The organism is Nocardioides insulae DSM 17944 (assembly GCF_000422825.1).
In the GTDB taxonomy this organism is placed as follows: domain Bacteria; phylum Actinomycetota; class Actinomycetes; order Propionibacteriales; family Nocardioidaceae; genus Nocardioides; species Nocardioides insulae.
This window is the reverse complement of sequence record NZ_KE383928.1, coordinates 571,309-596,888: the sequence shown is the minus strand read 5'-3', so window position 1 is coordinate 596,888 and position 25,580 is coordinate 571,309. Positions and strand designations below refer to the sequence as shown.

Below are 25,580 nucleotides of genomic sequence, written 5' to 3'. Positions count from 1 at the left end.
TCCCACGACCCTCCAGGAGCCAGATGACCAGCTCGCCCGAAGCCGGTCCTCCGGACTCCGTCGGCGATGCCGCGCCGACCCGGCCGGCGGCCGAGGAGCGGGAGGCCATCCGGCGACGCGTCCAGCGCCGCACCCTGCGAGTGGTCGTCGCGGGTCAGGTGCTCGGCGGGGCAGGTCTGGCGGCCGGGGTCACCGTCGGTGCGCTGCTCGCCGAGCAGATGCTCGGCCGCAGCGGGCTGGCCGGCGTACCGACCGCGCTGTTCACCCTGGGCGCCGCGTTGACGGCGTACCTGGTCGGCCGGGTGACCCAGCGCTCCGGTCGGCGGGTGGGGCTCGCCTGGGGGTTCGGGGCCGGCGGGGTCGGCGCGATCGGCGTCGTCGTGGCAGCCGCGGTCGACAGCGTGCCACTGCTCTTCGTCTCGCTCTTCGTGTACGGCGCCGGCAGCGCCACCAACCTCCAGGCCAGGTACGCCGGCACCGACCTGGCACCGCCCACGAGCCGCGGCACGGCGGTCTCGGTGGCGCTGGTCTCCACCACGCTGGGGGCGGTCGCCGGGCCCAACCTGGTCGCCCCACTCGGTCGGCTCGCGGTGCAGTGGGGGCTGCCGGCGCTGAGCGGCCCGTTCCTGCTGGCGGCGGTGGCCTACCTCGCCGCCGGCCTGGCGCTGTTCGTGCTGCTCCGCCCGGACCCGCTGCTGCTGGCCAGGGAGCTGGAGCGCACGTCCACGGGCCGTCCCGACGAGCAGGACCTCCCCGGGGACCGCCTCGTCCCTCGACCCGACGCCGGCGCGTACGTGGGCGCCACCATCATGGTGCTCACCCAGATCTCGATGGTCGCGATCATGACCATGACCCCGGTGCACATGCGCGCGCACCATCACGGACTGGCGGACGTCGGCCTGGTGATCGGGCTCCACATCGCCGCGATGTACCTGCCCTCGCCGCTCACCGGGTTGCTGGTCGACCGGGTCGGGCGCACCGTGATGGCCGTGGCCTCGGGTGTCGTACTGCTCCTCGCCGGAGTGACGGCGGCCTTCTCACCGGGCGACTCCCTGGCGGGGATGGTGGCGGCCCTGGTGCTGCTCGGGCTCGGCTGGAACTTCGGGCTGATCGCCGGCACCGCGCTCGTCGTGGACGCCACCGTGCCCGAGAACCGGCCGCGCACCCAGGGCAGCATCGACGTCCTGGTGGCGCTCGCCGGCGCGGGCGGGGGGATGCTCTCGGGGCTGGTGGTGTCGGTCTCCAGCTTCGCCGTTCTCGGTCTCGCCGGCGGAGCCCTCGCCCTGGCCCTCATCCCGGCGCTGGTTTGGGCGCACCGCGACCGCCGTCCGGTCTGAGGGACTCACTCCAGCACGGAGATGGCGAACGCGACGGCGAACCCGAGGGTGGTGACCAGCCCGACGACGCGTCCGCCCTGCTCGTAGGCCTCCGGCATCATCGTGTCCGCGAGCATGGTGAGGATGGCGCCGCCGGCGAAGGCGAGGACGAACGCGGTCACGCCCGCCGACGCGGAGGCGAACGCCGTGGCGCCGACCAGCGAGGCCAGCCCACTCACCACACAGACCAGCGCCCACAGCCCCAGGATCCTGGCTCGCGACCAGCCCGCCTGGGTGAGCCCGACCGTCGCCGCGACCGCCTCGGGGAGATTGGAGACGAACACCGCCGCGAGCAGCGCGATGCTCACCGTCCCGTCGGTGAGCACGGTCAGCCCCAGGGTCATCGACTCGGGGATGCCGTCCAGCACGATCCCCAGCACGATCGCCAGCCCGACACCGCCGGCCTGGGCGCCCGAGGAACTCTTCCGCCGGTCGCCACCCATCCGGTCGATCAGCGCGTCGCCGGCGAAGAAGACAACCGAGCCGGCGAAGAGGCCCGCTGCGACCGGCAGGCCGGTGGAACCACCGTCGTAGGCCTCCTCGACCAGCTCGTAGGCAACCGCGCTGATCAAGACGCCGCCGCCGAAGGCCATCACCACGCCCACGGTTCGCGGGCTGAGCCTGGTCACGAAGGTGAGCAGCCCGCCGAGGATCAGCGAGGAACTCGCCACGATCCCCCAGATGAGCGCCAGTGCCGCCATCGCTCCTCCTGTACTCCCGGGGCCGAGACCGCTCCGCACAGCCTGCCGCAGGAAGGCCCGGCGGGACCGGACCGACACGTCCTCCGCGCTCCCCGCCCACCGCCGGCGCCGCCGGTGCGGCCCGCTCCGGATGCGCAGCGAAGCGCGATTCGGGCGGCGGTCGCACTACACTCGGGGAGGCTCAGCCTTGCGTGGTCGGGCCTGTCGAGATCCCTCACCTGAAGGCGCGCCGTACATCCATGTCTGAGACCTTGAAGGCCACTCTGCGCAACGTCGCCATCGTCGCGCACGTCGACCACGGCAAGACCACTCTGGTCGACGCCATGCTGAAGCAGTCGGGGGCCTTCACCGCCCACCAGGCCGAATCGGTCGAGGAGCGGGTGATGGACTCCGGTGACCTCGAGCGCGAGAAGGGCATCACCATCCTCGCGAAGAACACCGCGGTCCACTACGCCGGTCCGAGCGCCGCGGAGTTCGACGCTCCCGACGGCCTGACCATCAACATCATCGACACCCCCGGTCACGCCGACTTCGGCGGCGAGGTCGAGCGCGGTCTCTCCATGGTCGACGGCATCGTGCTGCTGGTCGACGCCTCCGAGGGACCGCTCCCCCAGACCCGGTTCGTGCTCCGCAAGGCGCTCAACGCGGACATGCCCGTCGTCCTCGTGGTCAACAAGGTCGACCGCCCCGACGCGCGGATCGAGGAGGTCGTCGACGAGACCTACGAGCTGTTCATGGATCTGCTGGACGACTCCCACAGCCAGGACGCCCTCGACTTCCCGGTGGTCTACGCCTCCGGCAAGGCGGGCGTGGCGGCGCTGGAGCAGCCGGCGAACGGCCAGCTCCCCGACAGCGACAACCTCGAGCCGCTGTTCCGCACCATCCTGGAGACCATCCCCGCTCCCGAGTACACCGACGGCGCTCCGCTGCAGGCGCACGTGACCAACCTGGACGCCTCGCCGTTTCTCGGCCGGCTGGCGCTGCTCCGCATCCACCAGGGCACCCTGACCAAGGGCCAGACCGTGGCGTGGATGAAGCGTGACGGCACGGTCAAGAACGTCCGCATCACCGAACTGCTGATCACCGAGGGCCTCGAGCGCAAGCCCGGCGAGCAGGCCGGCCCGGGCGACATCGTCGCGGTCGCCGGCATCCCCGAGATCATGATCGGCGAGACCCTGGCCGACCCGGAGAACCCGGTCGCGCTGCCGCTGATCCACGTCGACGAGCCGGCCATCTCGATGACCATCGGCACCAACACCTCTCCCCTGGTCGGCAAGGTCAAGGGCGCCAAGGTGACCGCCCGTCTGGTCAAGGACCGCCTCGACTCCGAGCTGATCGGCAACGTCTCGCTCCGCGTGCTGCCCACCGACCGCCCCGACGCGTGGGAGGTGCAGGGTCGAGGCGAACTGGCCCTCGCCATCCTCGTCGAGCAGATGCGCCGAGAGGGCTTCGAGCTGACCGTCGGCAAGCCGCAGGTGGTCATCAAGGAGATCGACGGCAAGCGGCACGAGCCGTTCGAGCGGCTCACCATCGACGCGCCCGAGGAGTACCTCGGCGCCATCACCGAGCTGCTCGCCAACCGCAAGGGCCGGATGGAGGGCATGACCAACCACGGCACCGGCTGGGTGCGGATGGAGTTCGTCGTCCCGGCGCGGGGCCTGATCGGTTTCCGTACCGAGTTCCTCACCGAGACCCGCGGTACCGGCATCGCCCACCACATCTCCGAGGGCTACTTCCCCTGGGCCGGCGAGATCCGCTCGCGCAACTCCGGCTCCCTGGTCGCCGACCGGGCCGGCGCCGCCTCGGCGTACGCGATGACCTCGCTGCAGGAGCGCGGCATCCTCTTCGTCGAGCCGACCACCGAGGTCTACGAGGGCATGATCGTCGGCGAGAACTCCCGCGCCGACGACATGGACGTCAACATCACCAAGGAGAAGCAGCAGACCAACATCCGGTCGGCCACGGCGGACAACTTCGAGAAGCTCATCCCGCCGAAGAAGCTCTCCCTCGAGCAGTGCCTGGAGTTCTGCCGCGAGGACGAGTGCGTCGAGGTCACCCCCGACATGGTCCGCATCCGCAAGGTCGAGCTCGACTCCAACGCGCGGGCCAAGATCGCGAGCCGAGCGCGTAAGGCGAACAAGTAGCCCCCACCGCAGCGAGGAACGAGCGGAGGCGGGTGCTGCTTGCTCGTCTTCTGTGAGGCGACGCGATGGGGCGAGGTAGGAGCCCCGATCGCGAGCCGAGCGTGTGAGGCGAACAAGTAGCCCCCACCGCAGCGAGGGACGAGCACGGACCTGACGTGACGAGTGGCCCCACCGGGATGATCTCCGGTGGGGCCACTCGTTTTCTCCTCGCTCAGCGCAGCACGAATCCCGGTGTCATCTCGTCGTCGGGATCGACGTGGAAGTGGTGCTCACCCGTCATGAACGCCGTCCCGGTGACCATCGGCACGACCGCCTCGAGGCCCTCCACGTCGGTCCGCTCCACGATCCGGCCGATGAAGGTGGAGCCGACGATGGAGTGGTGCACCAGATGGTGTTCCTCGTCGAGCCGCTCGGTCGCGGCCAGGGTGGCGATGCGCGCGCAGGTGCCGGACCCGCAAGGTGACCGGTCGACCTCGCCGTCGGCGAAGACGGTCACGTTGCGCTGGACCACGTTGCCGTGCTCGTCCTCGCCGTGGTCGTCGAAGAAGATGACCCCGTAGATGCCGTCGAGCCGCTCGTCGCTCGGGTGGCGGGAGTGTTCGCCGGCGTTGAGCACGACCTTGATCTCCCTGCTGAGCTCGATCAGACGCGGCAGGTCCGCGCCGGTGACCGACAGCCCCAGCGTCGATGCCTCCACGTGTGCGTAGAGCGCGCCGCCGTAGCTGATCCGGCTCGCGACCGGACCGGCGCTGGTCGGAATCTCGACGTACGGGTGCAGTTCATAGCTGGCGACGTTGATGAAGTCGACCGAGGAGACCCGACCATCGGCCGAGCTGTGGACCCGCGCCGTGACCCTGCCGGACGGTACGTCGATGACGACCTCGGTCACGCCGTCGGGGGACGCCTCCACCAGCCCGGAGTTCACCGCCCAGGCCCCGAGCGCGATCGTGCCGTGGCCGCACGCGGTCGAGAACCCGTCCTTGTGCCAGAACAGCACTCCGAAGTGCGCTCCTTCGTCGTCCGGCTCGGTGATGAAGCCGCCGTACATGTCGGCGTGGCCGCGCGGCTCCGAGCAGAGCAGTGCCCGGAGCCCGTCGACGTCGGGGTCGGCGATGGCCTCGATCCGCTTCTGCGCGACCGTCGGGGCGTGGAGGGGCGGCACGTCGGTCACGATCCGGAACGGTTCGCCGCCGGTGTGGTAATCGACGGTGCGGATCCTGCGAGGCTCCATGGGGCTCCGATCTGGCTTCGGGACGGTCAGGGTTCTCGCTCCGCACGCCCCGGTCGGCAGTGCAATGTCATATGTAACAAACCGGCGCGCGGTGAACAAGTGGCCGGCTCGAGCGACTGGGCCGATCGAGCGTCGCAGCCCCACGGCCCGTCGGGATCGGTGGACGGTGGCGGGTGCGCGCCGCTCAGCGCTCGCTGTCGAGGTCGGCCATGGCGGCAGCGGGATACCGGTCCCCCCGGACCGAACCCCGGGGCACCAGACCATCGATCCGCGCGAGATCCGCGGCGTCCAGCACGACACCTGCGCTACCGATCAGGCTCTCCACCTGAGCGAGCCTGCGCGCACCCACGATCGGGACGATGTCCCCTCCCCGGGCGGCGACCCAGGCCATCGCGAGCTGGGCGAGGGTCGCCCCCTTCGCCTCGGCGAGTTCGCGCAGGGGTGCGATCAGGGCATCGTTGTGCTCCCGGTTGGCCCCCTGGAATCGCGGGAAGGCGGTGGCGAGCAGCGCGTCGCCCGCGCCGCTCCCGCCGATCAGGCCCTTGGCGAGCACGCCGTACGCCGTCACGCCGATGCCGAGCTCGCGGCAGGTGGGCAGGATGTCGTCCTCCATGTCTCGGCTGAGCAGGGAGTACTCGATCTGCAGGTCGCTGATGGGCGCGACGGCGGCGGCACGCCGGATCGTGTCGGCGCCGACCTCACTGAGCCCGATGTGGCGCACGTATCCCGCCGTGACGAGCTCGGCGATCGCGCCCACCGTCTCCTCGATCGGGACGTCCGGGTCGAGCCGGGCCGGCCGGTAGATGTCGACATGGTCGGTGCCGAGCCGCCGCAGCGTGTAGGCGAGCGCGTTCCCGACCGAGGCGGGACGACCGTCGAGGCCACTGGGCATGGGCGAGCCGGGAGTCAGCCGGGCGCCGAACTTCACCGAGAGCACGACCTGGTCGCGGTCGCGTTCGGCCAGGGCGCGACCGAGCAGCATCTCGTTGTGCCCGGCCCCGTAGAAGTCGCCGGTGTCGAGCAGGGTGCCGCCTGCGTCCAGGTAGGCGTGGATGACCCGCAGGCCCTCCTCGTCGTCGCTGTGCCCGTAGGCACCGGAAAGTCCCATCAGGCCGAGCCCGGGGGATGGGACGGCCGGACCGGAGCGACCCAACGTGCGCTGGGCCAGGGGGCGGAGGTCGGTGGGGGTGGTCGGATCGATGATGTCCATGCCTCCACCCTGCGTCGGCCGGGAGATCGGCGGCAGGCACGGCGCATCCAGGGAGGGGCTCTCCCTGGATATGCGGGCGGCGGAGTCGCAGAATGGCCCGGGTGATCGACCGTCCCGGGCTCGCCGACTTCCTACGCCGCCGCCGCGAACTACTCCGCCCTGCCGACGTCGGCATGCCGCCGGGGGTCCGACGCCGCACCCCCGGTCTGCGCCGCGAGGAGGTCGCACTCCTCGCCGGGGTCTCCACCGACCATTACACCCGACTGGAGCAGGCCCGCGGATCTGCTCCGTCCGAGTCGGTGGTCACCTCACTGGCGCGGGCCTTGCGGCTGGATCCCACCGAGCGCGACCACCTCTTCCACCTCGCCGGGCTCGCCGCTCCCCGACGCCACGGGAGCGGTCACATCAGTCCCGGTCTGATCGCCATCGCGACCCGTCTGGTGGACGTACCGATCGCGATCGTGAGCGACCTCGGAGAGGTGCTGTGGCACAACGCCCTGCTCGCCACCCTGTTCGACTGGGAGGACCCCGGGCCGGGTGTCGGGCGCAACCTGGTCTGGGTGTGGTTCACCGATCCGCGCGCACGCGAACGGTTCCCCGAGGAGGCGCGCGCCCGCCTGACCGCGGCACATGTCGGGGACCTGCGCGCTACCGCGGCGCGCCGGGCCGGCGACCAGGACGTCACCACACTGGTGGAGGACCTGCGACGAGACAGCCCCGAGTTCCGGGAGCACTGGGACCGGCACGAGGTCGGGGTGCGCCAGTCCGACCGCAAGGACATGACGCATCCCGAGGTTGGTCTGATCCGGCTGCGATGCGAGGTCCTGCTGACGCCTGACGCGGAGCACGCTCTGCACGCCTTCTTCCCGATCGAGGGCACGGACGCGCGGGAGAAACTCGACCTGCTTCGGGTCATCGGCGCGCAGAGGTTCGAGCCGACGCCGTGATTCCGCTGGGTGCCGGCCTGCCCGCAGGAGCATTCCGTCGGACCGCATCCGTCGCGCGGGCTGTGAGGGGTAGCCCCGAGCGGGGTAACGACAGGCCCTCCCGCGCCCTCGGGTCGGTCCCTAGCGTGGAGGACATGAGCGACCCGAAGATTCCCACCCTGACCCTGCACAACGGCGTCCGGCTGCCGGCCCTCGGATTCGGCGTCTTCCAGACCCCACCCGACGAGACCATCGCCGCGGTCGAAGAGGCCCTGCGCGTCGGCTATCGGCACATCGACACCGCTGCCGCCTACGGCAACGAGCGGGAGGTCGGCGAGGCGATCCGCCGCTCCGAGGTCGACCGGGCAGACCTCGTCGTCGAGACGAAGGTGTGGGCGAGCGACTACGGCTACGACGAGACGCTGCATGCCTTCGAGAAGGCGTCGGCCAAGCTCGGCCTCGAACAGCTCGACATCCTCATCCTCCACCAGGTCGCCGCCAACCTGTTCGACCGGACGATCGATGCCTACCGCGCGCTCGAGCGGCTGCTCGCCGAGGGACGGGTGCGCGCGATCGGCGTCAGCAACTTCCCCGTCCCGCGCCTGACCCAGCTCATCGACGCGACCGAGGTCGTACCGCACCTCAACCAGGTCGAGCTGCACCCCTACTTCTCCCAGCCGGAGTTGCAGGACTTCCATCGCGAGCAGGGCATCCTCACCCAGGCCTGGTCGCCCATCGGCGGCATCACGTTCTACCCGGGCTGGGGCGGTGAGGATCGACGCAGCACCCTCGCGGACCCGACGATCGGCGAGATCGCGGCCGCCCACGGCAGGACGCCGGCGCAGGTCATGCTGCGCTGGCACCTCCAACAGGGCCGCTCGGCGATCCCCAAGTCGGTGACCCCCAGCCGGATCGCGGAGAACCTCGCCGTCACCGACTTCGTGCTCAGCGACGCCCAGCTCGCCGCGATCGACGCCCTCGACACGGGTACGCCGGGTGGTCCCGAGCCCGAGCGCGACTTCGACGACCGACAGCTCTTCCCGATCCCCGAGGCCTGAGGAGAAGACCATGCAGTACCGACCGCTCGGGCGCACCGGCGTCCGGATCAGCCCCCTCACCCTTGGCGCGATGATGTTCGGCCCGTGGGGCAACGAGGACCGCGACGACTCGATCCGGATCATCCATCGCGCCCTCGATGCCGGGATCAACGTCGTCGACACCGCCGACGTCTACTCCGCCGGGGTCTCCGAGGAGATCGTCGGCCGGGCCCTCAAGGGGCGTCGCGACGACGTGTTCCTGGCGACCAAGTTCTTCATGCCGATGGGCGAGGACCCCAACCACCGCGGCGGGTCACGGCGATGGGTCCACCGCGCCGTCGAGGACTCGCTGCGTCGGCTCGGCACCGACCACATCGACCTCTACCAGGTGCACCGCCCCAGCCCGGACACCGACGTCGCCGAGACGCTGGGCGCACTGACCGACCTCGTCCGGCAGGGGAAGATCCGCTACCTCGGCTCGTCGTCGTACTCGGGTGCTCAGATCGTCGAGGCCCAGTGGGTCTCCCGGGAGCGGCACCTCGAGCGCTTCGTCACGGAGCAGCCGCCGTACTCGATCCTGGTGCGTGGCATCGAGGAGGACGTCCTCCCCACCGCGCAGCGGCACGGCATGGGCACCTTGACCTACAGTCCGCTCGGAGGCGGATGGCTCTCCGGCCGCTGGCGCAAGGGCGCGGCGGCCTCCCCGACGTCGGGCGCCCGGCCGAGCGCCCGCTTCGACATGGCCGTCCCCGCCAACCAGCGCAAGCTCGACGTCGTCGAAGAGCTCGCCCGGCTCGCCGAGCAGCACGACCTGACGCTCCTCCAGATGTCCATCGCCTGGGCGATCAACCACCCCGGCGTCACCAGCGCCATCGTCGGTCCGCGGACGATGGAACAGCTCGAGGACTATCTCCCGGCAGCGGAGATCACCCTTCCCGCCGAGGTGCTGGACCGCATCGACGAGATCGTCGCCCCCGGCGTGACCCTCAACCCCGACGACAACAGTTACGGCGCGCACGAGCTGACACCCACGGCCCGACGGCGCTGACCGATCGCCCCCACATCTCCGCGGCACCCGACCTCGCCGCAGATGACAGGCACCAGACGACCGACCCGACAGGAGCAGAGCGATGCCCACCGAAGCCGCCCGCAAGAACCACGAGACCCTCTTCGGCGACCGCATCTCGACACTGGCACAGACCGATCCCGAGCTGGTCGAGTACTTCGATGACTTCGCCTTCGACGACGTGCAGAGAGATGCACCGCTCGAGCCACGACTCCGGGTGATGACCCAGCTCGCCGCGCTGATCGCCCTGGGTGCGGTCGGTGAGTACCGCGTGCTGCTCGGCGGGGCACTGCGTGTCGGAGCCACCCCGGTGGAGGTCAAGGAAGTCGTCTACCAGGCCGTGCCGTACGCCGGGATGGGTCGCGTCTTCGACTTCCTGCACGTGACCAACGAGATCCTCGCCGAGCACGGCGTCGAGCTCCCGCTGCCCGGCCAGTCCACCACCACCCGTGCGACCCGCTCCGATCGTGGGCTCGCCGTCCAGCGGGAGATCGTCGGGGAGGACACCGTGTCCGCCATGTACGCGAGCGCGTCCGCCGACACCGCGCACATCCAGCGCTACCTGTCGGCCAACTGCTTCGGCGACCACTACACCCGGGGCGGGATCGACGTCCCCACTCGGGAGTTGCTGACCCTCTCGATGCTGGTCGCCCTCGGCGGCGCCGATCCGCAGGTCGCCGGGCACGTGGCGGCCAACGTGCGGGTCGGCAACGACCGGGCGACGCTGATCGCGGTGATCACCCAACTCCTCCCCTACGTCGGCTATCCCCGGACCCTCAATGCGCTGCGCGCCGTCGACGACGTCGCGCCCGCTCCCTGACCGGGCCATGTCCGCAGCACCTGACGCTCGCGGCCTTCTGGCCCTCTACCTTCGAATCGAGACGACCATGACCGAGTGGAACCCCGAGGACCTCTCTGCGCTCGCCGACGCGGGCGAGATCGACATCGCCGCCTACCGCGCCGACGGAAGTCTCCGCTCCCCACGGATCGTGTGGCACGTCGCCGTCGACGGGAGCCTCTACCTCCGCTCGGTGCGCGGTGAGGCCGGGGCGTGGTACCAAGGCGTCCGGGCGACCGGGCACGGTGTCATCGAGGGCGGCGGCGACCGGGCGGAGGTGACCTTCTCCCGCGACGACAGCCTCGACGACGCGATCGACCGCGCCTACCACGACAAGTACGGCGACGGTTCCCCCGTCCGGGCGATCACCAGCCCGGCAGCGGTCGCGACGACCCTGCGCGTCGACCCGCGCTGAGCGTCGCGCCACTCCCTGGAACTCCCCCGGCTTGGGCGCATAGAGGGCCCGCCGCTCCGACCTGACGTCGTAGTCTGCATCGTGTGGCCCCCGATCTGCCGGGCGTCGGGCCGGCAGCCCCATCGAACCCCTCGACCACCGCGCCCGACAACCGTCCGGCGTTTGGCGCCAGGTCGCACAATCGCAGCATGGTGGACGTCGAGCCGGAGCGCTTCGAGGAGATGGTCGCCGAGGCGCTCGACGGGCTGCCGGAGGAACTCGGCGAGCTGATGAGCAACGTCGCGGTCGTGGTCCAGCACGAGCCCGGGCCTCGCGGGCTGCTCGGGCTCTACCAGGGCATCCCGCTGACCCGTCGTACCACTCACTACGCGGGCGTCCTCCCGGACCGGATCACGATCTATCGACGTGCGATCTGTGCGCTCTGCCCGTCCGAGGACGACGTGGTCGATCAGGTGCGTCGCACCGTCGTGCACGAGGTCGGCCACCACTTCGGCATCGGCGACGCCCGCCTGCGCCAGCTCGGCTGGTGAGCGCATTCCTCCAGCGGAGGCGAGGCCGAGCCCGCTGACCGCGGCCTTCCCGACCCACGTCGGGCGCCCGATCGGGTCAGGCGACCAGGCCGACGCTGCCGGGCATCGGCTGCGGCACGCACTCACAGGTGTCGCTGCAGGGCAGGAAGGTGTGCGCGGCGTGGCCGCAGTGCGGGCACGGAAGGTCGTGGGAGACGTGCGTGGTGCTGGTCTGAACGGTGTCCCACATGACTTCCTCCTGTGTTCTCTCTCATTAAGGAGGTCGGAGCCGTCGCTCAGATATCGACACGCCGAAGCGGACGGCGCGGATCCGAGCCCGGTCCCGATGTGCCAGTCGGTCAGGCGGAGAGGCGGGCACCCGAGGCCGTGTCGAAGACGTGCACGCGCTCGGGGTCGGCGGCCAGCAGGACCCGCTCACCACGCACCAGACGCTGCCGCCCGTCCAGACGCGCGACGATCTGGTGACGCACGGCGTCCTGGACGGAGGTGCCGTCGGCCAGCACGTCCTCGAGGGTGCCGTAGAGGTAGGTGTCGGCGCCGAGCTCCTCGACGACCGCGACCTGCACCGGCAGACCGGTGCTCGTCGGTCCGGCCTCGGCGACGACATGGAAGGACTCGGGACGGATCCCGAGGGTGACCGACCCGTCGGCCCTGGCCGCGACGTCCCTGGGGAGCGGCAGCCGGTATCCGGCGACCGTCGCCGTGCCCTCCCCGTCGAGGGTGGCCTCGAGGAGGTTCATCGCCGGGGAGCCGATGAAGCCGGCCACGAAGAGGTTGGCGGGCCGGTCGTAGAGCGCCAAGGGGGCGTCGACCTGCTGTAGCACCCCATCGTGGAGGACGGCGACCCGATCGCCCATCGTCATCGCCTCGACCTGGTCGTGGGTCACGTAGACGGTGGTCACGCCCAGCCGCTGCTGCAGGGAGGAGATCTGGGTGCGCGTGCTGACCCGCAGCTTCGCGTCCAGGTTGGACAACGGCTCGTCCATGCAGAACACCTGCGGCTGGCGGACGATCGCCCGACCCATCGCGACCCGCTGCCGCTGTCCGCCCGAGAGCGCCTTCGGCTTGCGCTCGAGCAGCGCCTCCAGATCGAGCAGCGCGGCCGCGTCGCGCACCCGTGCCAGCCGCTCGGCCTTGGGTACGCCGGCGATCCGGAGCGCGAAGGCCATGTTGTCGGCCACGGACAGGTGCGGGTAGAGCGCGTAGTTCTGGAAGACCATCGCGATGTCGCGATCCTTGGGAGGTACGCCGCTGACATCGCGCTCGCCGATGCGGATGGAGCCGGCGGTGACCTCCTCGAGCCCTGCCAGCATCCGCAGCGAGGTCGACTTGCCGCAGCCCGAGGGGCCCACCAGCACCATGAACTCGCCGTCCTCGATCTCCAGATCGAGATCCGCCACCGCCGGCTGCGTCGCACCGGGGTAGCGATGCTCGGCGTGGTCGAAGGTCACCGCTGCCATCCGTCGTCCTCTCCTCCACCCACGGTGATGTGGGTCACGTTCCTTCCACGGTACGGCACGCACGGCGCCGCGTCGATGGGAGCGCTCTCACCAATTTTCATGACTCCGCGAGCGCGATCAAGCGTGAGTGACTCCCGTCTCGATTGACACGCTCAGTGACGTACGTCATATTCAAGGAAGCAATGTGGAAGCGCTTTCATTCCTTCGCCTGTCCCAGGTTCCCCGAGCACCCACCGCAGGAGCGTCACCGTGAACACCAACCCAAGCCGGCCCCGCAGGGGCACCACATCTCGACGCCGCCGCGTCCTCACCGCCGCAGTCCTCGCCACCGCCCTGCTGGGCTCGGCGGCCGCCTGCGGCTCCGACGACGACGGCGACAGCGACTCCGAAGCGTCCGGGATGAGCCAGGACGATGTCTTGACCATCACCACGTTCGGCGACTTCGGCTATGCCGATCTGATCAAGCAGTGGAACGCCGACCCCGACCGTCCCTTCACCGTGAAGGAGACCCGGGTCGCGGAGTGGGACACCTGGAAGCAGCAGCTCACCTCCGGTCTCCAGGCCGGCACCGGCCTGACCGACATCGTCGGTGTCGAGGGTGACGCGATGCCGCAGTTCCTCGCCGAGGGCGCCTCCGAGCAGTTCGTCGACCTGTCCGACCCGGACCTCGACGGCCGCTGGGTGGAATACCGCTACGAGGCCGGGCAGACCGCGGACGGTGTCCAGCTCGGCTATCCGACCGACGCCGGCCCGGAGGCGATCTGCTATCGGGCCGACCTGTTCAAGAAGGCCGGCCTGCCCACCGACCGGGCGGAGGTCGCCGGACTCTTCGGCACCTGGGAGGACTACTTCGCCACCGGCGAGGAGTTCGTGAAGAAGGTGCCCGCCACCAAGTGGTACGACTCCTCCGGCTCGATCGCCCAGGCGATGCTCAACCAGGTCGAGTACCCCTTCCAGGACGAGGACAACAACCTCAACGTCGACGACGCCGACAACACCGGCCTGCGCGAGGTCTACGACACCGTGGCCAAGTACTCGCCGACCCTGTCCACCCAGGTCGTGCAGTGGAACGAGGACTGGCAGGCCAACTTCACCAACGACGGCTTCGCCACCATGCCCTGCCCCGGCTGGATGTTCGCCAACATCAAGAGCTCCGCGCCGGACGTGAAGGGTTGGGACATCGCCGACGCCTTCCCGGGCGGCGGCGGCAACTGGGGCGGCTCGTTCCTCGCCGTCCCCGCGATGTCGGAGCACCCTGAGGAGGCCAAGGAGTTCGCCGACTGGCTGACCGACGCCGACCAGCAGGTCGGCGCCTTCGAGGCCGCCGGTGCCTACCCGTCGAACGTCGACTCCCAGGAGACGCTGGCCGGCGAGAACATCACCGACCCCTACTTCAACAACGCACCGACGGCCGAGATCCTGGCCAACCGCGCCGAGGCCGTCCCGCCCGGGGTGCCGTACAAGGGCACGATGTACTCGGACGTCCTGGGCCTGTTCCAGACCGCCATCCAGCGGGTGGACGAGGGTGACTCCCCGGACCAGTCGTGGGACACCTTCGTGCAGGCCGTCGACGGGCTCGGCTGAGCCGCACCCAGCCGATGACCGAGCGCAGCACGTCCTCGTCCGGGGGCACCGCACAGGCGGCGCCCCCGGACGGGGCCCACCCACCCGGCCCGCCCGAACCCCGGCCCAGCCGAACGGCGCCACGGATCACCCTCCGCCAACGGCTCTCCCGGCTCGACACCAAGGTGTCGCCGTACCTCTATGTCCTGCCGTTCTTCGTCATCTTCGCCGCCATCGGTCTCTACCCGATGCTCTACTCCGGCTACCTGTCGTTCTTCTCCTGGCCGCGGTTCGGGGCCGAGCACGGCGACGCGGTCGGCTGGGACAATTACATCCACGTGCTCCAGGACCCCGTGTTCCACAAGGCGTTCTGGAACACCATCGGGATCTTCCTGCTCTCCTCGGTCCCCCAGGTCATCATCGCGACCCTCGTGGCGGCCCTGCTCACCACCAACCTGCGTTGGAAGGTCGGCTGGCGGATGAGCGTGCTCGTGCCGTTCGTGGTCGCGCCGGCGGCGGTGGCGCTGATCTTCGGGTCGCTGTTCGCCGACAAGTCCGGCCTGATCAACGAGATCTTGAGCATGGTCGGTCTCCCCGAAGTGCAGTGGCACTCCAACCGGCTGGCCAGTTGGACGGCGATCGCCACGATGGTCAACTGGCGCTGGACCGGCTACAACACCCTGATCCTGCTGGCCGCGATGCAGGCGATCCCCCGCAGTCTGTACGAGGCCGCCGCGATCGACGGCGCGGGGACGATCCGCCAGTTCTTCAGCATCACCCTGCCCTCCATCCGGCCGACCCTGATGTTCGTCATCATCACCTCGACCATCGGCGGACTGCAGATCTTCACCGAGCCGCGACTCTTCGACACCAACCTGCAGCACCAGGGCGGCTCCAATTACGAGTACCAGACCCTCGCCATGTACATCTTCAACACCGCCAACAGCGCCACCGACCCGTATCCCCGCGCGGCCGCCGCCTCCTGGCTCCTGGTCGGGCTGATCATCTGCTTCGCCCTGATCAACTTCCTCCTCACCCGAGCCGTCCAGCGAAGGAGCGCGACATGAGCACCCGCCGTACCGCCCTCCGCGACCGGCCCCGGGCCCTGGTCTACGCGCTCCTGGCCGCGTTCCTGTTCGGCTCGGTCTTCCCGCTGTACTGGTCCTTCGTGATCGGCTCGGTGACCTCGCAGCGGGCGATCCAGACCCCGCCCCCGTTGATCCCCGGCGGCCACTTCTTCGACAACGCCGCGCGGGTGCTCGACCGGATCGACTTCTGGTCGGCGCTGGCTAACTCGATCTTCGTGTCCTCGGTCGCCGCGATCTCCACGGTCGTCTTCGCGACCCTGGCGGGGTACGCCTTCGCCAAGTTCCGCTTCCGGGGCAACAACGCCTTGATGGTCTTCGTGATCCTGACGATGACCATCCCGCCCCAACTGGCCCTGATCCCGCTGCTCAAGGAGTTCAGCAACCTCGGCCTCACCGGCACCCGCACCGCGGTCATCCTGCCCTGGATGGTCACCGCCTTCGGGGTGTTCTTCATGCGCCAGTACCTCAAGGACGCGATCCCGGACGAACTGATCGAGGCCGCCCGGGTCGACGGCTGCTCGATGATCCGCATCTTCTGGACCGTCGCCGTCCCCGCGGCACGGCCGGCGATGGCGATCCTCGGCCTGTTCACGTTCATGCAGGCCTGGACGGACTTCATGTGGCCGCTACTGGTCCTCCAGGGATCCGACGTCCAGACCCTGCAGACCGCACTGGACCAACTCAAGATCGCGCCCGGTCAGGGCCTCAGCGACATGGCCCTGCTCCAGGCCGGCACCCTGATGGCCACCGTGCCGCTTCTTCTCCTGTTCATCGCCACCGGACGCCAACTCGTGTCCGGCATCATGCAAGGAGCCGTCAAAGGATGAGCACGACCAGCACGACCCGGCAGCAGCCCGGCACCGCCCTGGCCGACCTGCGTTTCCCACCCGGCTTCCTGTGGGGTGCGGCGACGGCGTCCTACCAGATCGAGGGGGCCGTCGACGTCGACGGCCGCAGCCCGTCGGTCTGGGACACCTTCGCCCGCGTCCCAGGCGCCGTCCTCGGCGGCGACACCGGCGACATCGCCTGCGACCACTACCACCGTTACCGCGAGGACGTCGCCCTGATGAAGCGGCTCGGCCTCGACAGCTACCGGTTCTCGGTGGCCTGGCCGCGGGTACGCCCCGACGGCGGCGCGGTCGACCAGCGTGGCCTCGACTTCTACCGGCGGCTCGTCGACGAGCTGCTCGAGCACGACATCGCCCCCTGGGTCACGCTCTACCACTGGGACCTCCCCCAGGCACTCGAGGATGCCGGCGGCTGGACCCGGCGCGACACGGCGTACCGGTTCCTCGACTACGCGCTGAGCGTGTACGACGCCCTCGGCGACCGGGTGCCGTATTGGACCACCCTCAACGAACCGTTCTGCTCGGCCTTCCTCGGCTACACCGGCGGGCAGCACGCACCGGGCCGGCAGGACGGCGTGGCCGGGATGGTCGCGGCCCACCACCTGTTGCTCGGGCACGGCCTGGCGGCCGAGGCACTGCGGGAACGCGGCGTCGGCCAGGACGGCACCCGGCTGGGGCTCACCCTCAACTTCACCGTGCCCGACCCGTTCGACCCGGAGGACGAACTCGACCGCGACGCGGCCCGCCGCGTCGACGGGCAGTTCAACCGGCTCTTCGCCGACGCGGTCCTGCTGGGCCGCTATCCCGAGGACATCGTCGCCGACACCACCCCGCTCGACTGGCAGGGCGGATCGTGGACCGACGTCATCGAGGACGGTGACCTGAGCCTGATCAGCGCGCCGCTCGACGTCCTCGGGGTCAACTACTACCAGGGCAACGCCGTGTCCGGACGACCGCAGGACGACGAGGCCGGCACCGCCGCGGCACAGCCGTCCCGGCCCACCGCGTCCCAGTTCGTCGCCGGTGAGGACATCACCTTCCCCCGCCGCGACCTCCCCGTGACCGGCCTGGACTGGGAGGTGCAGCCGGACGGACTGACCCGCCTCCTGCGACGACTGGCCACGGACTACGACGTCCCGCCGATGTACATCACCGAGAACGGCGCCGCCTACCCCGACACCGTGAGCGCGGACGGCGGCGTCCACGACGCCGAGCGGACGGCGTACGTCGTGGACCACCTGCGGGCCGTGCATGCCGCGATCCAGGAGGGCGTCGACGTCCGCGGATACTTCGCATGGTCGCTGCTGGACAACTTCGAATGGGCCTACGGCTACGACCAGCGGTTCGGCCTGGTCTACGTCGACTACGAGACCCAGGAGCGCATCCCGAAGGACAGCGCACTGGCCTATGCCAGGATCGCCGCTGAGCAGCGCGGCACCCGGCCATGAGAGGGGTGGGGACATGACCGGAGTGAACGACGCCGAGGCGATCCGCGGTCGGCGCTCCCCCACGCTCGACGAGGTGGCCCGCACCGCGGGGGTCTCACGGGCGACCGCCTCGCGCGCCATCAACGGCGGCCACCGGGTGAGCCCGGCGGCCAAGGCGGCGGTGGAGTCCGCCGTACGCACCCTCGGCTACACCCCCAATCTGGCCGCGCGCAGCCTGGTCACCCAGCGCACCGACACCATCGGCGTGGTGGTGCCCGAGCCGGACGAGCGGATCTTCTCCGACCCGTTCTTCGCCCGCACGCTGCGCGCGGTGACCCGGCCGCTGGCAGACCGCGACCTGCAGCCGGTCCTCCTCCTCGCCACCGGGGGGGACGACGAGCCGCGTCTGCTGCGCTATCTCAACCACCGTCATCTCGACGGGGCGATCGTGGTCTCCCACCACCGGTCCACGACCCTGCCCGACCACCTCGCCTCGGTGGGCCTGCCGTCGGTGTTCGTCGGTCGCCCCTGGAGCAGCGTCGACCGGGTGTCCTACGTCGACACCGACAACGTCGAGGGCGGGCGACAGGCAGCCCAGCTCCTGCTGGACCGGGGCTGCCGCCGGATCGGCACCATCGCCGGCCCCGCCGACATGTCCGCGGGGGTCGACCGGGCCGACGGCTGGCGCGCGGCCCTCGGGTCTGCGGGGATGCGAGCCGACGCGCTCGTCCACAGCGACTTCACCGAGGCGGGCGGCGCCCTGGCCGCGGCCCAACTGCTCGACCGGCACCCCGACCTCGACGGTCTCTTCGCCGCCTCGGACCTGATGGCCGCCGGCGCCCTCAAGGAGCTGTCCCTGCGCGGCCGACGGGTGCCCGAGGACGTCGCGGTGATCGGCTACGACGACCTCGACGTCCCCGACCGCACTGAGCCGCCGCTGACCACGATCCACAACCCGATCGCGGAGATGGCCGGTCAGGCCGCGCGACTGCTGCTCGAGCAGCTCGACGGGCGGCGCGGTGCCGGGCCGGTGCGGGTGATCTATCCGCCCACTCCGGTCCGACGCGAGTCGGCCTGAGCGCGCACTCTAGGGTGTGGGCCGTACCAGTTGTCGCAAGGAGGCCCCGTGTCTAGCCCTGATTTCGCACCGCTCGACGGTTTCGACACCGACCTTCGGACCCTGTTCGAACTGGAGCGGATCGACCGCGATCTCTTCCGCGCCGCCACGGTCTTCTCCGAGCGGTTCGCGCTGTACGGCGGGCAGGTGGCCGCCCAGGCGCTGCGCGCAGCGGGATCCACCACGCCGGAAGGGCGCCGGCCGCACTCGCTGCACGGCTACTTCCTGCGGCCGGGCAACGCCGCCCAGCCGACCGTCTTCCAGGTCTTCCGGGACCGTGACGGCGGCTCGTTCTCCGCCCGCCGGGTGGTCGCCCTCCAGGACGGCGAGGTGATCTTCAGCGCCTCGGTCTCCTTCCAAGGAGAGGTGCCCGAGGCCCCGCGGGAGCAGGTTCCGACGCTGGGTGAGGACGTCCCGTCCCCGGACGAGTCGCCGGCCTACACGATCCCCCGGCTGTTCTCCTTCGAGGGCCGCTCGGTCCCGCAGCCGCACGAGGCGCCCGGGGCGCCGTCGGGTCGGTGGCCGACCCGCTTCTGGGCCCGCTGCGCCGAACCCGAACTGGCCGCCGACCCGCTGGTCGACGCCTGCGTGGTCACCTATCTCTCCGACATCTCCACCGGCATCGGCCCCTTCGCCCGAGACGGCTGGTGGCCGGGCCCGAGCCTGGACCACGCGATCTGGTTCCACCAGAACGGCGGCGCGGCCGACTGGATGCTGATGGATCTGCACCCCCATGCGGTGGCCAACGGCCGCGGCCTCTACACCGGCTCCATCTTCGACGCGGCCGGGCATCTGCTGGCCACCCTCGCCCAGGAGTGCCTCCACCGCGCCCCGCGCCCCAGCTGACCCGCGCCCCGGTCTACCCACGCCCCGGTCGATCCATTTGCCCGGTCGACCCACACCCCGACCCTCGTCGGCCTCGGACGTCGACGTGCTCGGACTTCGACACGTTGGGGCGGTGACGGGATGGAGTCCCAGGGCGCCTTGAGTGCGTCAGACCCTGGGTGTCGTGACAGGGCCCAGCCGGCACAGCGAAGGGCCCCGACCGGCTCGGCCGAGATGGCCGAGCCCGTCGAGGCCCATGGACCCGGGAGGGTCAGCCCTTGACCTGCTCACGCAGCGGGGGCTTGATCACCTTGCCGGAGGCGTTGCGGGGCAGCTCGTCGATGACGAGGACCTCGTGGGGGTGCTTGAACCGGGCGAGCTTGTCGTTGAGGAACTGACGCAGTTCCTCGATGCTCGGAGCGGTGGCGCCGGGCTTGGCGACCAGGACGGCCACCGGGGCCTCGCCCCACTTCTCGTCGGGGCGCCCGACGACGGCCACATCGGCGATGTCGGGGTGGGCGAAGATGGCGTTCTCGACCTCGGCGCAGTAGATGTTCTCGCCACCGGAGATGATCATGTCCTTGAGCCGGTCGACGACGTAGATGAAGCCGTCCTCGTCCATCTTGCACAGGTCACCGGAGTGGAACCAGCCGCCGCGGAAGGCCTCCTCGGTGGCCTCGGGCTTGTTCCAGTAGCCGACCATCGTGTTCGGTCCGCGGTAGACGATCTCGCCGACCTCGCCGACCGCCACGTCGTTCATCAGCGGGTCGACGATGCGCACCGAGACGTAGGGAACGGGCTTGCCGACCGAACCCATCTTGGTGATCGCGTCGTCGCCCTTGAGGATCGTGGTCACCGGCGACATCTCGGTCTGGCCGAAGGCGCACAGGATCTGGGCCTCCGGGAAGGTCTCGGACATCTGCTGGAGCAGCGTGGTGGACGCCGGCGCGGCACCCCACGAGATGGTGCGCAGCGGCAGCTTGCGGTCCTTGATCCCCGGCAGGTCGACGATCGCCTGCCACTGCGCGGGGACGAAGAAGGTGCCGGTGATCTGCTCACGCTCGAGGATGTCGACGGTCTCGGTAGCGTCGAAGGCGCCCAGCGGCTGCAGCACGGTGACCCCGCCGACCATGAACATGCCGGTGAGGTTGCCGATGCCGGCCACGTGGAAGAGCGGGACGCCGAGCAGGCGCACGCCGGTCTCCCAGGGCTGCGCGCCCATGATGCCGCTCAGGCCCTGGACGAACATGTTCTGGTGGGTGAGGACGGCGCCCTTCGGGTAGCCGGTGGTGCCCGAGGTGTAGAGGATCGTCATCGGGTCGTTGTCGTCGATGTCGACCAGTTCCCAGTCGTTGGGGGTCTCGGCCGTGACCGCGTCGACGTCGAAGGCACCCGCCGGCGGCTCGGGGACGTCGATGGTCAGGACGGTGGCCTGGTCGTAGCCGGACGCCTGGTAGGAGGGCAGCAGCGGCGCCTCGACGAGGACGACGGACGGACCGGAGTCGGTCAGCACGTAATTGAGCTCGGCCGGGCTGAGTCGGAAGTTGTAGGGCACGAAGATCGCGCCGACCCGGATCGTGGCGGCGACGAGGTCGATGAACTGGGTGCGGTTGAGGGTCAGCGCGCCGACCCGGTCGCCCTTCTTGATGCCCTGGCCCTGGAGCCAGGTCGCCAGCCGGCTGACCCGGTCGTCGAACTCGCGCCAGGTGGTGGCCTCGCCCCGGAAGCGCAGCACCACCTCGTCCGGCTGCTCGTGCACGTGGCGGGTCAGGAACGCGCTCCAGTTGATCCGACGAGCGGCGTCGATGGGGGTCATGTCGGGGCTCCTCCAAGGGCGATCGGTGTGATCGATCGATGTGCTGTTGATGTGCTGCGGGTGAGCGACTTGACGGCTGCCAGTACGGCGAGTCCGATTGAGCGCTCGTTCAGGGGAACGGTAATGATGTGATGTGCCCAACACAAGGGGGCGTTGACCGAGAACGGGTCGACGAGGGCACCCCGCCCTTCCCGGATGATCCATGCGGCCGAGAACCGCTGATCGGAGCAGCCCAGATGACCACCTCCACGACCCACCCCAGCCAGGACTGGCGCGAGTTCGACCAGGAACCGTTGCCGCCGATCCTCCAGGGCGCCTTGGAGGCCTTCTCCGAACACGGCTTCCACGGCGCCTCGGTGCGCGACGTCGCCAACCGCGCCGGCGTCACGGTGCCGCTGCTCTACTACCACTACGGCAGCAAGGAGGGCCTCTACGTCGCCCTGGTCGACCTCTCCACCCGGGAGACGGCCTGGCGTACGGCGGCCGCCGACGCGGACGGCAGCACCCCGACCGAGCGGCTGGCGAACGTCACCGAGGCCATCGTGCGGCACGTGACCCAGCGGCACCTGTTCGCCGCGGTCGCGGGCGAGGCTCGCCACCTCTCACCGGCCAACCGGGACCGCTTCGTCGAGCCGCGCCGCGAGATCGAGCAGATCGTCGAGCGGATCCTCGCCGACGGCGTCACCAGCGGTGAGTTCACCGACCTGGACGTCGACAGGACGGCCCGGGCGCTGCTCGGCCTGTGGCGCTCGGTGATGGGGTGGTACTCCCCCGCCGGCCCGGACGGGCCGGCGGAGATCGCCGCGCAGTACGTCGAACTGTCCCTGCGGATGGTCAGACCCTAGAGGCGTCCCGGGGCCACTCCGGCAGGTAGTCAGGAAGCGGGCCGGCGAAGCCCGGGAACTCGGCGGGCCGCCGCTCGAGGAAGGAGGCGATGCCCTCCTTGACCTCCGCGGACCCACCCAACTCGTAGATCGCCCGGGAGTCGGTGTCGTGCGCCTCCCACGGGTCGCTGGCCGAGAGCATCGACCAGAGCATCCGCCGGGTGTAGACGGCCGACCGCGGCGCCACGTTGGCCACGATCTCCTGGGCGATCTCGCGCGCCTTCGGCAGCAGTTCCTCGGGCTCCACGACGTGGTTGAGCAGACCGGCCTCGTGCGCCTCCTCGGCCGTCACCAGGCGGCCGGTGAGGCACCATTCAAGCGCCTTGTTGATGCCGACCACGCGGGGAAGGAACCAGGAGGAAGCCGCCTCGGGCACCAGGCCGCGGCGGCCGAAGACCAGGCCGAGCTTGGTCCCGGTGACCGCGATCCGGATGTCGGCCGGGAGGGTCATGGTGACCCCGACGCCCACGGCGGAGCCGTTGAAGGCGACGATCACGGGCTTGGTGCACGCCGCGATCCGCAGCGAGGTGATACCGCCGCCGTCGCGCGGTACGCCGTCGCCGACGTACCCACGCTTGAGCATGGGGTCGTCGGGGTCGGCCTGCTCGACCTTCTCCTTGGAGACGAAGCCGCGGCCGAGGTCCGCGCCGGCGCAGAAGCTCTTGCCCGTGCCGGTGAGGATCACCGCGCGGACGTCGTCGTCGGCGTCGACGAGATCGAAGGCGGCCACGAGTTCGAGGCAGCCCTCGGTGGTGAAGGTGTTGCGCTGCTCGGGCCGGGTGAAGGTGATGGTCGCGACGTGGTCGTCGACCTCGTAGGAAAGGGTCTGGAAGTCGCTCGGATTCACGGTCGGGACGCTATGGGGCGGGCACTAAACAGTCAATGCTGACTTTTTGCGTGTTAGGTTTCGTGCCGCCTGCCCGACCCGAGCTGGGAGACCCCTCCATGACGACGTCCGCGCCCGACCGCGCCGCCCTGTTGTCCACCCTCTTCAGTGACCGCCTCGCGGCCGCCTGGTCCACCTCAGTGGCGGTGATCGACGCCCGCCGGCTGACCGGCGGCGCCAGCCGGGAGACCTGGGCGCTGACCGTTCGACGCGAGGACGCCGGGGAACTGCGCGTGATCGCCCGCATCGACACGGTCGCGAAGGGCTCGCTCGCCCTCGAGGTCGAGGCGATCTCCGCGGCCGCGAAGGTCGGGGTCCCCGTGCCCGAGGTCTACGACTCCGGCACCGACGACCAGGTCGTCGGCGGCGCGTTCATGCTGGTCGCCTTCGTCGACGGGGAGACCATCCCCCGCAAACTGCTGCGCGATGAGGAGTACGCCGGCGCCCGCGACGGCCTCGCCCGCACCATGGGCCGCACCCTCGCGCGCATCCACACCGCCGACCTGCCCGACTCCGAGCTCCTCACCACGGTGGCCGACCCGCTGGGCGACATGATCCGCGACAACGGTCTCGGTGTCCCGGTCGCCCCCGGACTGGCGCTCGGCCTGCGCGAACTCCGGCGCCGCGCCCCGTCCTCGGGCCGCACCACGCTGGTGCACGGCGACTTCCGGCTCGGCAACCTGCTCATCGACGGGGACGGGCTCGCCGCGGTGCTCGACTGGGAACTGGTGCACCGGGGCGACCCGGTGGAGGACCTCGGCTGGCTGTGCGCCAAGGTCTGGCGCTTCGGGTCCCCACTCCCGGCCGGCGGGGTCGGCACCCGCGAGGAGCTCCTCGACGGGTACGCCGAGGAGGCCGGCTGGCGTCCCACCGACGAGCACCTCGCCTGGTGGGAGCTGTTCGCCACGGTCAAGTGGGGGATGATGTGCCAGCGGATGACCACCACCCACACCTCCGGCGCCCAGCCCTCCGTGGAGCGGGCCGCGATCGGGCGGCGTACCTGCGAGCAGGAGTTCGATGTGCTGCTCGCCCTCGGTCTGGACGAGCCGCACCAGGCTCCCCCGCTGCCCGACTACAGCGAGGGCACCGACCTCTACGGCTGGCCGAACGCGGCCCAGCTCGCCGACGGGGTCAGCCACTTCCTCACCACCTCGGCGATGCCGTTGGGCGGCGCACTCGGCTTCGAGGCCCGCGTGGCCGCCAATGTGGTCGCCATGCTGCAGCGTGAGGCGCTGCTCGGCCCCGAGGCGCGGCGGACCCACGCCGCGCAGCTCACGTCGCTGGGCGTGGCCGACGACGCCGAGCTGAGCCTGGCCATCGAGCGCGGTGATCTCGACGCGCGCTGGGCCGAGGTCACCACCGCCGTCCGTGCCGCCGTGCGCGACCGGGTCGCGGTCGCCAACCCACGTCATCTGGAGCGGCCGGTGTGACGGCGGACCGGCTCGAGCCGCCTCGAACCCGGGCCCGGCAGCAACGCAGCCGCGACACCGAACTGCTGCTGATCGAAGCCGCTCTCCGGGCCCTCGTCGAGTACGGGTACGCCGGCGCCTCGACGCTGCGCATCCAGCGCCTCGCCGGGGTCTCCCGGGGCCGGCTGCTGCACCACTTCCCCTCCCGGGACGCCCTGCTGATCGCCGCGGTACGCCACCTGGTGCACCGCCGACTGGAGGAGAGCCCGACCTCGATCGATCCCGCCCTCGGCCCCGAGGAGCGGATCGACGCGGCCGTCACCGCGATGTGGCTCTCCTACCACTCCGAGATGTTCTGGGCATCCGCCGAGCTCTGGCTCGCCTCCCGGCAGGTGCCCGAACTCCGGCGCAGCCTGCTGCCCTCCGAGCAGCAGATGGGCGCCGCCCTCGCCGAGTCCTGTGGCCGCCTCTTCGGCCCGGACCTCGCCGCCCGCCCCGGGTACGCCGACCTCCGCGAACTGCTCAACACCAGCATGCGGGGCGTCGCCTTCACCTACGCCTTCACCGAGCGCGACCCCAGCACGGACCCGCATCTGCCGGGCTGGCGACGGCTGGCCCGCGGCGTCCTGCTGTGACACCGCGCGACCGATCCGGCGCGAGGAGGGCAGCCACCGGCGTACCGGGCGGGCACCTGCGTTGACGTCGTCGATCCCACACCCGGACGTCGCCCGGCCCGGCTGCCGGTAGCTCTGACCCTAAGATCGCGGTGACCCGACCCTTTGT

General features: G+C 70.5%; 24 protein-coding genes. 17 read left to right on the top strand and 7 right to left on the bottom strand.

The window, feature by feature from the left end:
• The first annotated feature begins 23 nt into the window (after positions 1-23).
• On the top strand, positions 24-1,337 hold the full coding sequence (locus G515_RS21330) for an MFS transporter (RefSeq protein WP_084653548.1): 1,314 nt from the start codon (positions 24-26) through the stop codon (positions 1,335-1,337).
• A 5-nt stretch (positions 1,338-1,342) separates the two neighbouring features.
• Here G515_RS21330 and G515_RS0113005 read toward each other — a convergent pair whose 3' ends face one another.
• Positions 1,343-2,077: a ZIP family metal transporter gene (locus G515_RS0113005; protein WP_028660479.1), complete on the bottom strand. Its 735-nt coding sequence runs from the start codon at positions 2,075-2,077 to the stop codon at positions 1,343-1,345.
• Positions 2,078-2,316: 239 nt separating this feature from the next.
• Between G515_RS0113005 and typA the strand changes: the two genes are divergently transcribed.
• On the top strand, positions 2,317-4,221 hold the full coding sequence (gene typA, locus G515_RS0113000) for a translational GTPase TypA (protein ID WP_028660478.1): 1,905 nt from the start codon (positions 2,317-2,319) through the stop codon (positions 4,219-4,221).
• Positions 4,222-4,432: 211 nt separating this feature from the next.
• Here the strand turns inward: typA and G515_RS0112995 are convergent, their stop codons facing one another.
• Together G515_RS0112995 and G515_RS0112990 are read right to left on the bottom strand one after the other, a co-directional pair.
• On the bottom strand, positions 4,433-5,452 hold the full coding sequence (locus G515_RS0112995) for a proline racemase family protein (RefSeq protein ID WP_028660477.1): 1,020 nt from the start codon (positions 5,450-5,452) through the stop codon (positions 4,433-4,435).
• A gap of 184 nt (positions 5,453-5,636) precedes the next feature.
• On the bottom strand, positions 5,637-6,662 hold the full coding sequence (locus tag G515_RS0112990) for an aldo/keto reductase (RefSeq protein ID WP_051218358.1): 1,026 nt from the start codon (positions 6,660-6,662) through the stop codon (positions 5,637-5,639).
• A 101-nt stretch (positions 6,663-6,763) separates the two neighbouring features.
• On the opposite strand from G515_RS0112990, the gene G515_RS0112985 reads away from it, so the two are divergent.
• The 6 genes from G515_RS0112985 to G515_RS0112960 all read left to right on the top strand — a co-directional run bounded on the left by G515_RS0112985 (position 6,764) and on the right by G515_RS0112960 (position 11,474).
• The gene (locus G515_RS0112985) at positions 6,764-7,609 is read left to right on the top strand and encodes a helix-turn-helix transcriptional regulator (RefSeq protein ID WP_211221027.1); all 846 of its coding nucleotides are present in this window, start codon (positions 6,764-6,766) and stop codon (positions 7,607-7,609) included.
• A 134-nt stretch (positions 7,610-7,743) separates the two neighbouring features.
• Positions 7,744-8,646 carry an aldo/keto reductase gene (locus tag G515_RS0112980; RefSeq protein ID WP_028660474.1) on the top strand — a complete coding sequence of 301 codons (903 nt, stop codon included), beginning with the start codon at positions 7,744-7,746 and terminating at the stop codon, positions 8,644-8,646.
• A 10-nt stretch (positions 8,647-8,656) separates the two neighbouring features.
• Complete coding sequence (locus tag G515_RS0112975; protein WP_028660473.1) at positions 8,657-9,673, top strand: aldo/keto reductase; 1,017 nt, start codon at positions 8,657-8,659, stop codon at positions 9,671-9,673.
• An 82-nt stretch (positions 9,674-9,755) separates the two neighbouring features.
• Positions 9,756-10,511 (top strand): carboxymuconolactone decarboxylase family protein, encoded by a 756-nt coding sequence (locus G515_RS0112970; RefSeq protein WP_028660472.1) that lies wholly within the window; start codon positions 9,756-9,758, stop codon positions 10,509-10,511.
• 67 nt (positions 10,512-10,578) lie between these two features.
• Positions 10,579-10,944 (top strand): DUF2255 family protein, encoded by a 366-nt coding sequence (locus tag G515_RS0112965; RefSeq protein WP_028660471.1) that lies wholly within the window; start codon positions 10,579-10,581, stop codon positions 10,942-10,944.
• A gap of 188 nt (positions 10,945-11,132) precedes the next feature.
• Entirely contained in the window at positions 11,133-11,474 is a 342-nt protein-coding gene (locus tag G515_RS0112960) for a metallopeptidase family protein (protein WP_028660470.1), read from the top strand.
• A 76-nt stretch (positions 11,475-11,550) separates the two neighbouring features.
• Here G515_RS0112960 and G515_RS23505 read toward each other — a convergent pair whose 3' ends face one another.
• Together G515_RS23505 and G515_RS0112950 are read right to left on the bottom strand one after the other, a co-directional pair.
• Positions 11,551-11,703 (bottom strand): hypothetical protein, encoded by a 153-nt coding sequence (locus tag G515_RS23505; RefSeq protein ID WP_169570602.1) that lies wholly within the window; start codon positions 11,701-11,703, stop codon positions 11,551-11,553.
• Between the two features lie 109 nt (positions 11,704-11,812).
• Entirely contained in the window at positions 11,813-12,934 is a 1,122-nt protein-coding gene (locus tag G515_RS0112950; protein ID WP_028660469.1) for an ABC transporter ATP-binding protein, read from the bottom strand.
• 249 nt (positions 12,935-13,183) lie between these two features.
• Between G515_RS0112950 and G515_RS21325 the strand changes: the two genes are divergently transcribed.
• Genes G515_RS21325 through G515_RS0112920 form a run of 6 tightly spaced genes read left to right on the top strand, consistent with a single transcriptional unit; the run spans position 13,184 to position 19,823 of the window.
• Positions 13,184-14,518, top strand: a complete 1,335-nt coding sequence (locus tag G515_RS21325) for an ABC transporter substrate-binding protein (RefSeq protein WP_036555513.1) — start codon at positions 13,184-13,186, stop codon at positions 14,516-14,518.
• 14 nt (positions 14,519-14,532) lie between these two features.
• Positions 14,533-15,564 carry a carbohydrate ABC transporter permease gene (locus G515_RS0112940; RefSeq protein ID WP_028660468.1) on the top strand — a complete coding sequence of 344 codons (1,032 nt, stop codon included), beginning with the start codon at positions 14,533-14,535 and terminating at the stop codon, positions 15,562-15,564.
• Positions 15,561-16,412, top strand: a complete 852-nt coding sequence (locus tag G515_RS0112935; RefSeq protein ID WP_028660467.1) for a carbohydrate ABC transporter permease — start codon at positions 15,561-15,563, stop codon at positions 16,410-16,412. Before G515_RS0112940 ends, G515_RS0112935 begins: the two co-directional genes overlap by 4 nt.
• Positions 16,409-17,881 carry a GH1 family beta-glucosidase gene (locus tag G515_RS0112930; RefSeq protein WP_051218357.1) on the top strand — a complete coding sequence of 491 codons (1,473 nt, stop codon included), beginning with the start codon at positions 16,409-16,411 and terminating at the stop codon, positions 17,879-17,881. Before G515_RS0112935 ends, G515_RS0112930 begins: the two co-directional genes overlap by 4 nt.
• Before the next feature lie 13 nt (positions 17,882-17,894).
• Positions 17,895-18,938: a LacI family DNA-binding transcriptional regulator gene (locus G515_RS0112925; protein ID WP_028660465.1), complete on the top strand. Its 1,044-nt coding sequence runs from the start codon at positions 17,895-17,897 to the stop codon at positions 18,936-18,938.
• 48 nt (positions 18,939-18,986) lie between these two features.
• Positions 18,987-19,823 carry an acyl-CoA thioesterase gene (locus G515_RS0112920; protein WP_028660464.1) on the top strand — a complete coding sequence of 279 codons (837 nt, stop codon included), beginning with the start codon at positions 18,987-18,989 and terminating at the stop codon, positions 19,821-19,823.
• Between the two features lie 250 nt (positions 19,824-20,073).
• On the opposite strand, the gene G515_RS0112915 is transcribed toward G515_RS0112920, so the two are convergent.
• Entirely contained in the window at positions 20,074-21,618 is a 1,545-nt protein-coding gene (locus G515_RS0112915) for a long-chain-fatty-acid--CoA ligase (protein ID WP_028660463.1), read from the bottom strand.
• A gap of 236 nt (positions 21,619-21,854) precedes the next feature.
• Here G515_RS0112915 and G515_RS0112910 point away from each other — a divergent pair, with 236 nt between their 5' ends.
• On the top strand, positions 21,855-22,463 hold the full coding sequence (locus G515_RS0112910; RefSeq protein ID WP_028660462.1) for a TetR/AcrR family transcriptional regulator: 609 nt from the start codon (positions 21,855-21,857) through the stop codon (positions 22,461-22,463).
• Here the strand turns inward: G515_RS0112910 and G515_RS0112905 are convergent.
• On the bottom strand, positions 22,453-23,349 hold the full coding sequence (locus tag G515_RS0112905) for an enoyl-CoA hydratase-related protein (RefSeq protein ID WP_028660461.1): 897 nt from the start codon (positions 23,347-23,349) through the stop codon (positions 22,453-22,455). The genes G515_RS0112910 and G515_RS0112905 overlap by 11 nt on opposite strands.
• Before the next feature lie 98 nt (positions 23,350-23,447).
• Between G515_RS0112905 and G515_RS0112900 the strand changes: the two genes are divergently transcribed.
• Together G515_RS0112900 and G515_RS0112895 are read left to right on the top strand one after the other, a co-directional pair.
• Positions 23,448-24,818 carry a phosphotransferase family protein gene (locus G515_RS0112900; RefSeq protein WP_036555512.1) on the top strand — a complete coding sequence of 457 codons (1,371 nt, stop codon included), beginning with the start codon at positions 23,448-23,450 and terminating at the stop codon, positions 24,816-24,818.
• Positions 24,815-25,432, top strand: coding sequence for a TetR/AcrR family transcriptional regulator (locus G515_RS0112895; RefSeq protein ID WP_028660459.1), 618 nt, complete (start codon positions 24,815-24,817; stop codon positions 25,430-25,432). The genes G515_RS0112900 and G515_RS0112895 overlap by 4 nt, the downstream gene beginning before the upstream one ends.
• The last annotated feature ends 148 nt before the right edge of the window (positions 25,433-25,580 follow it).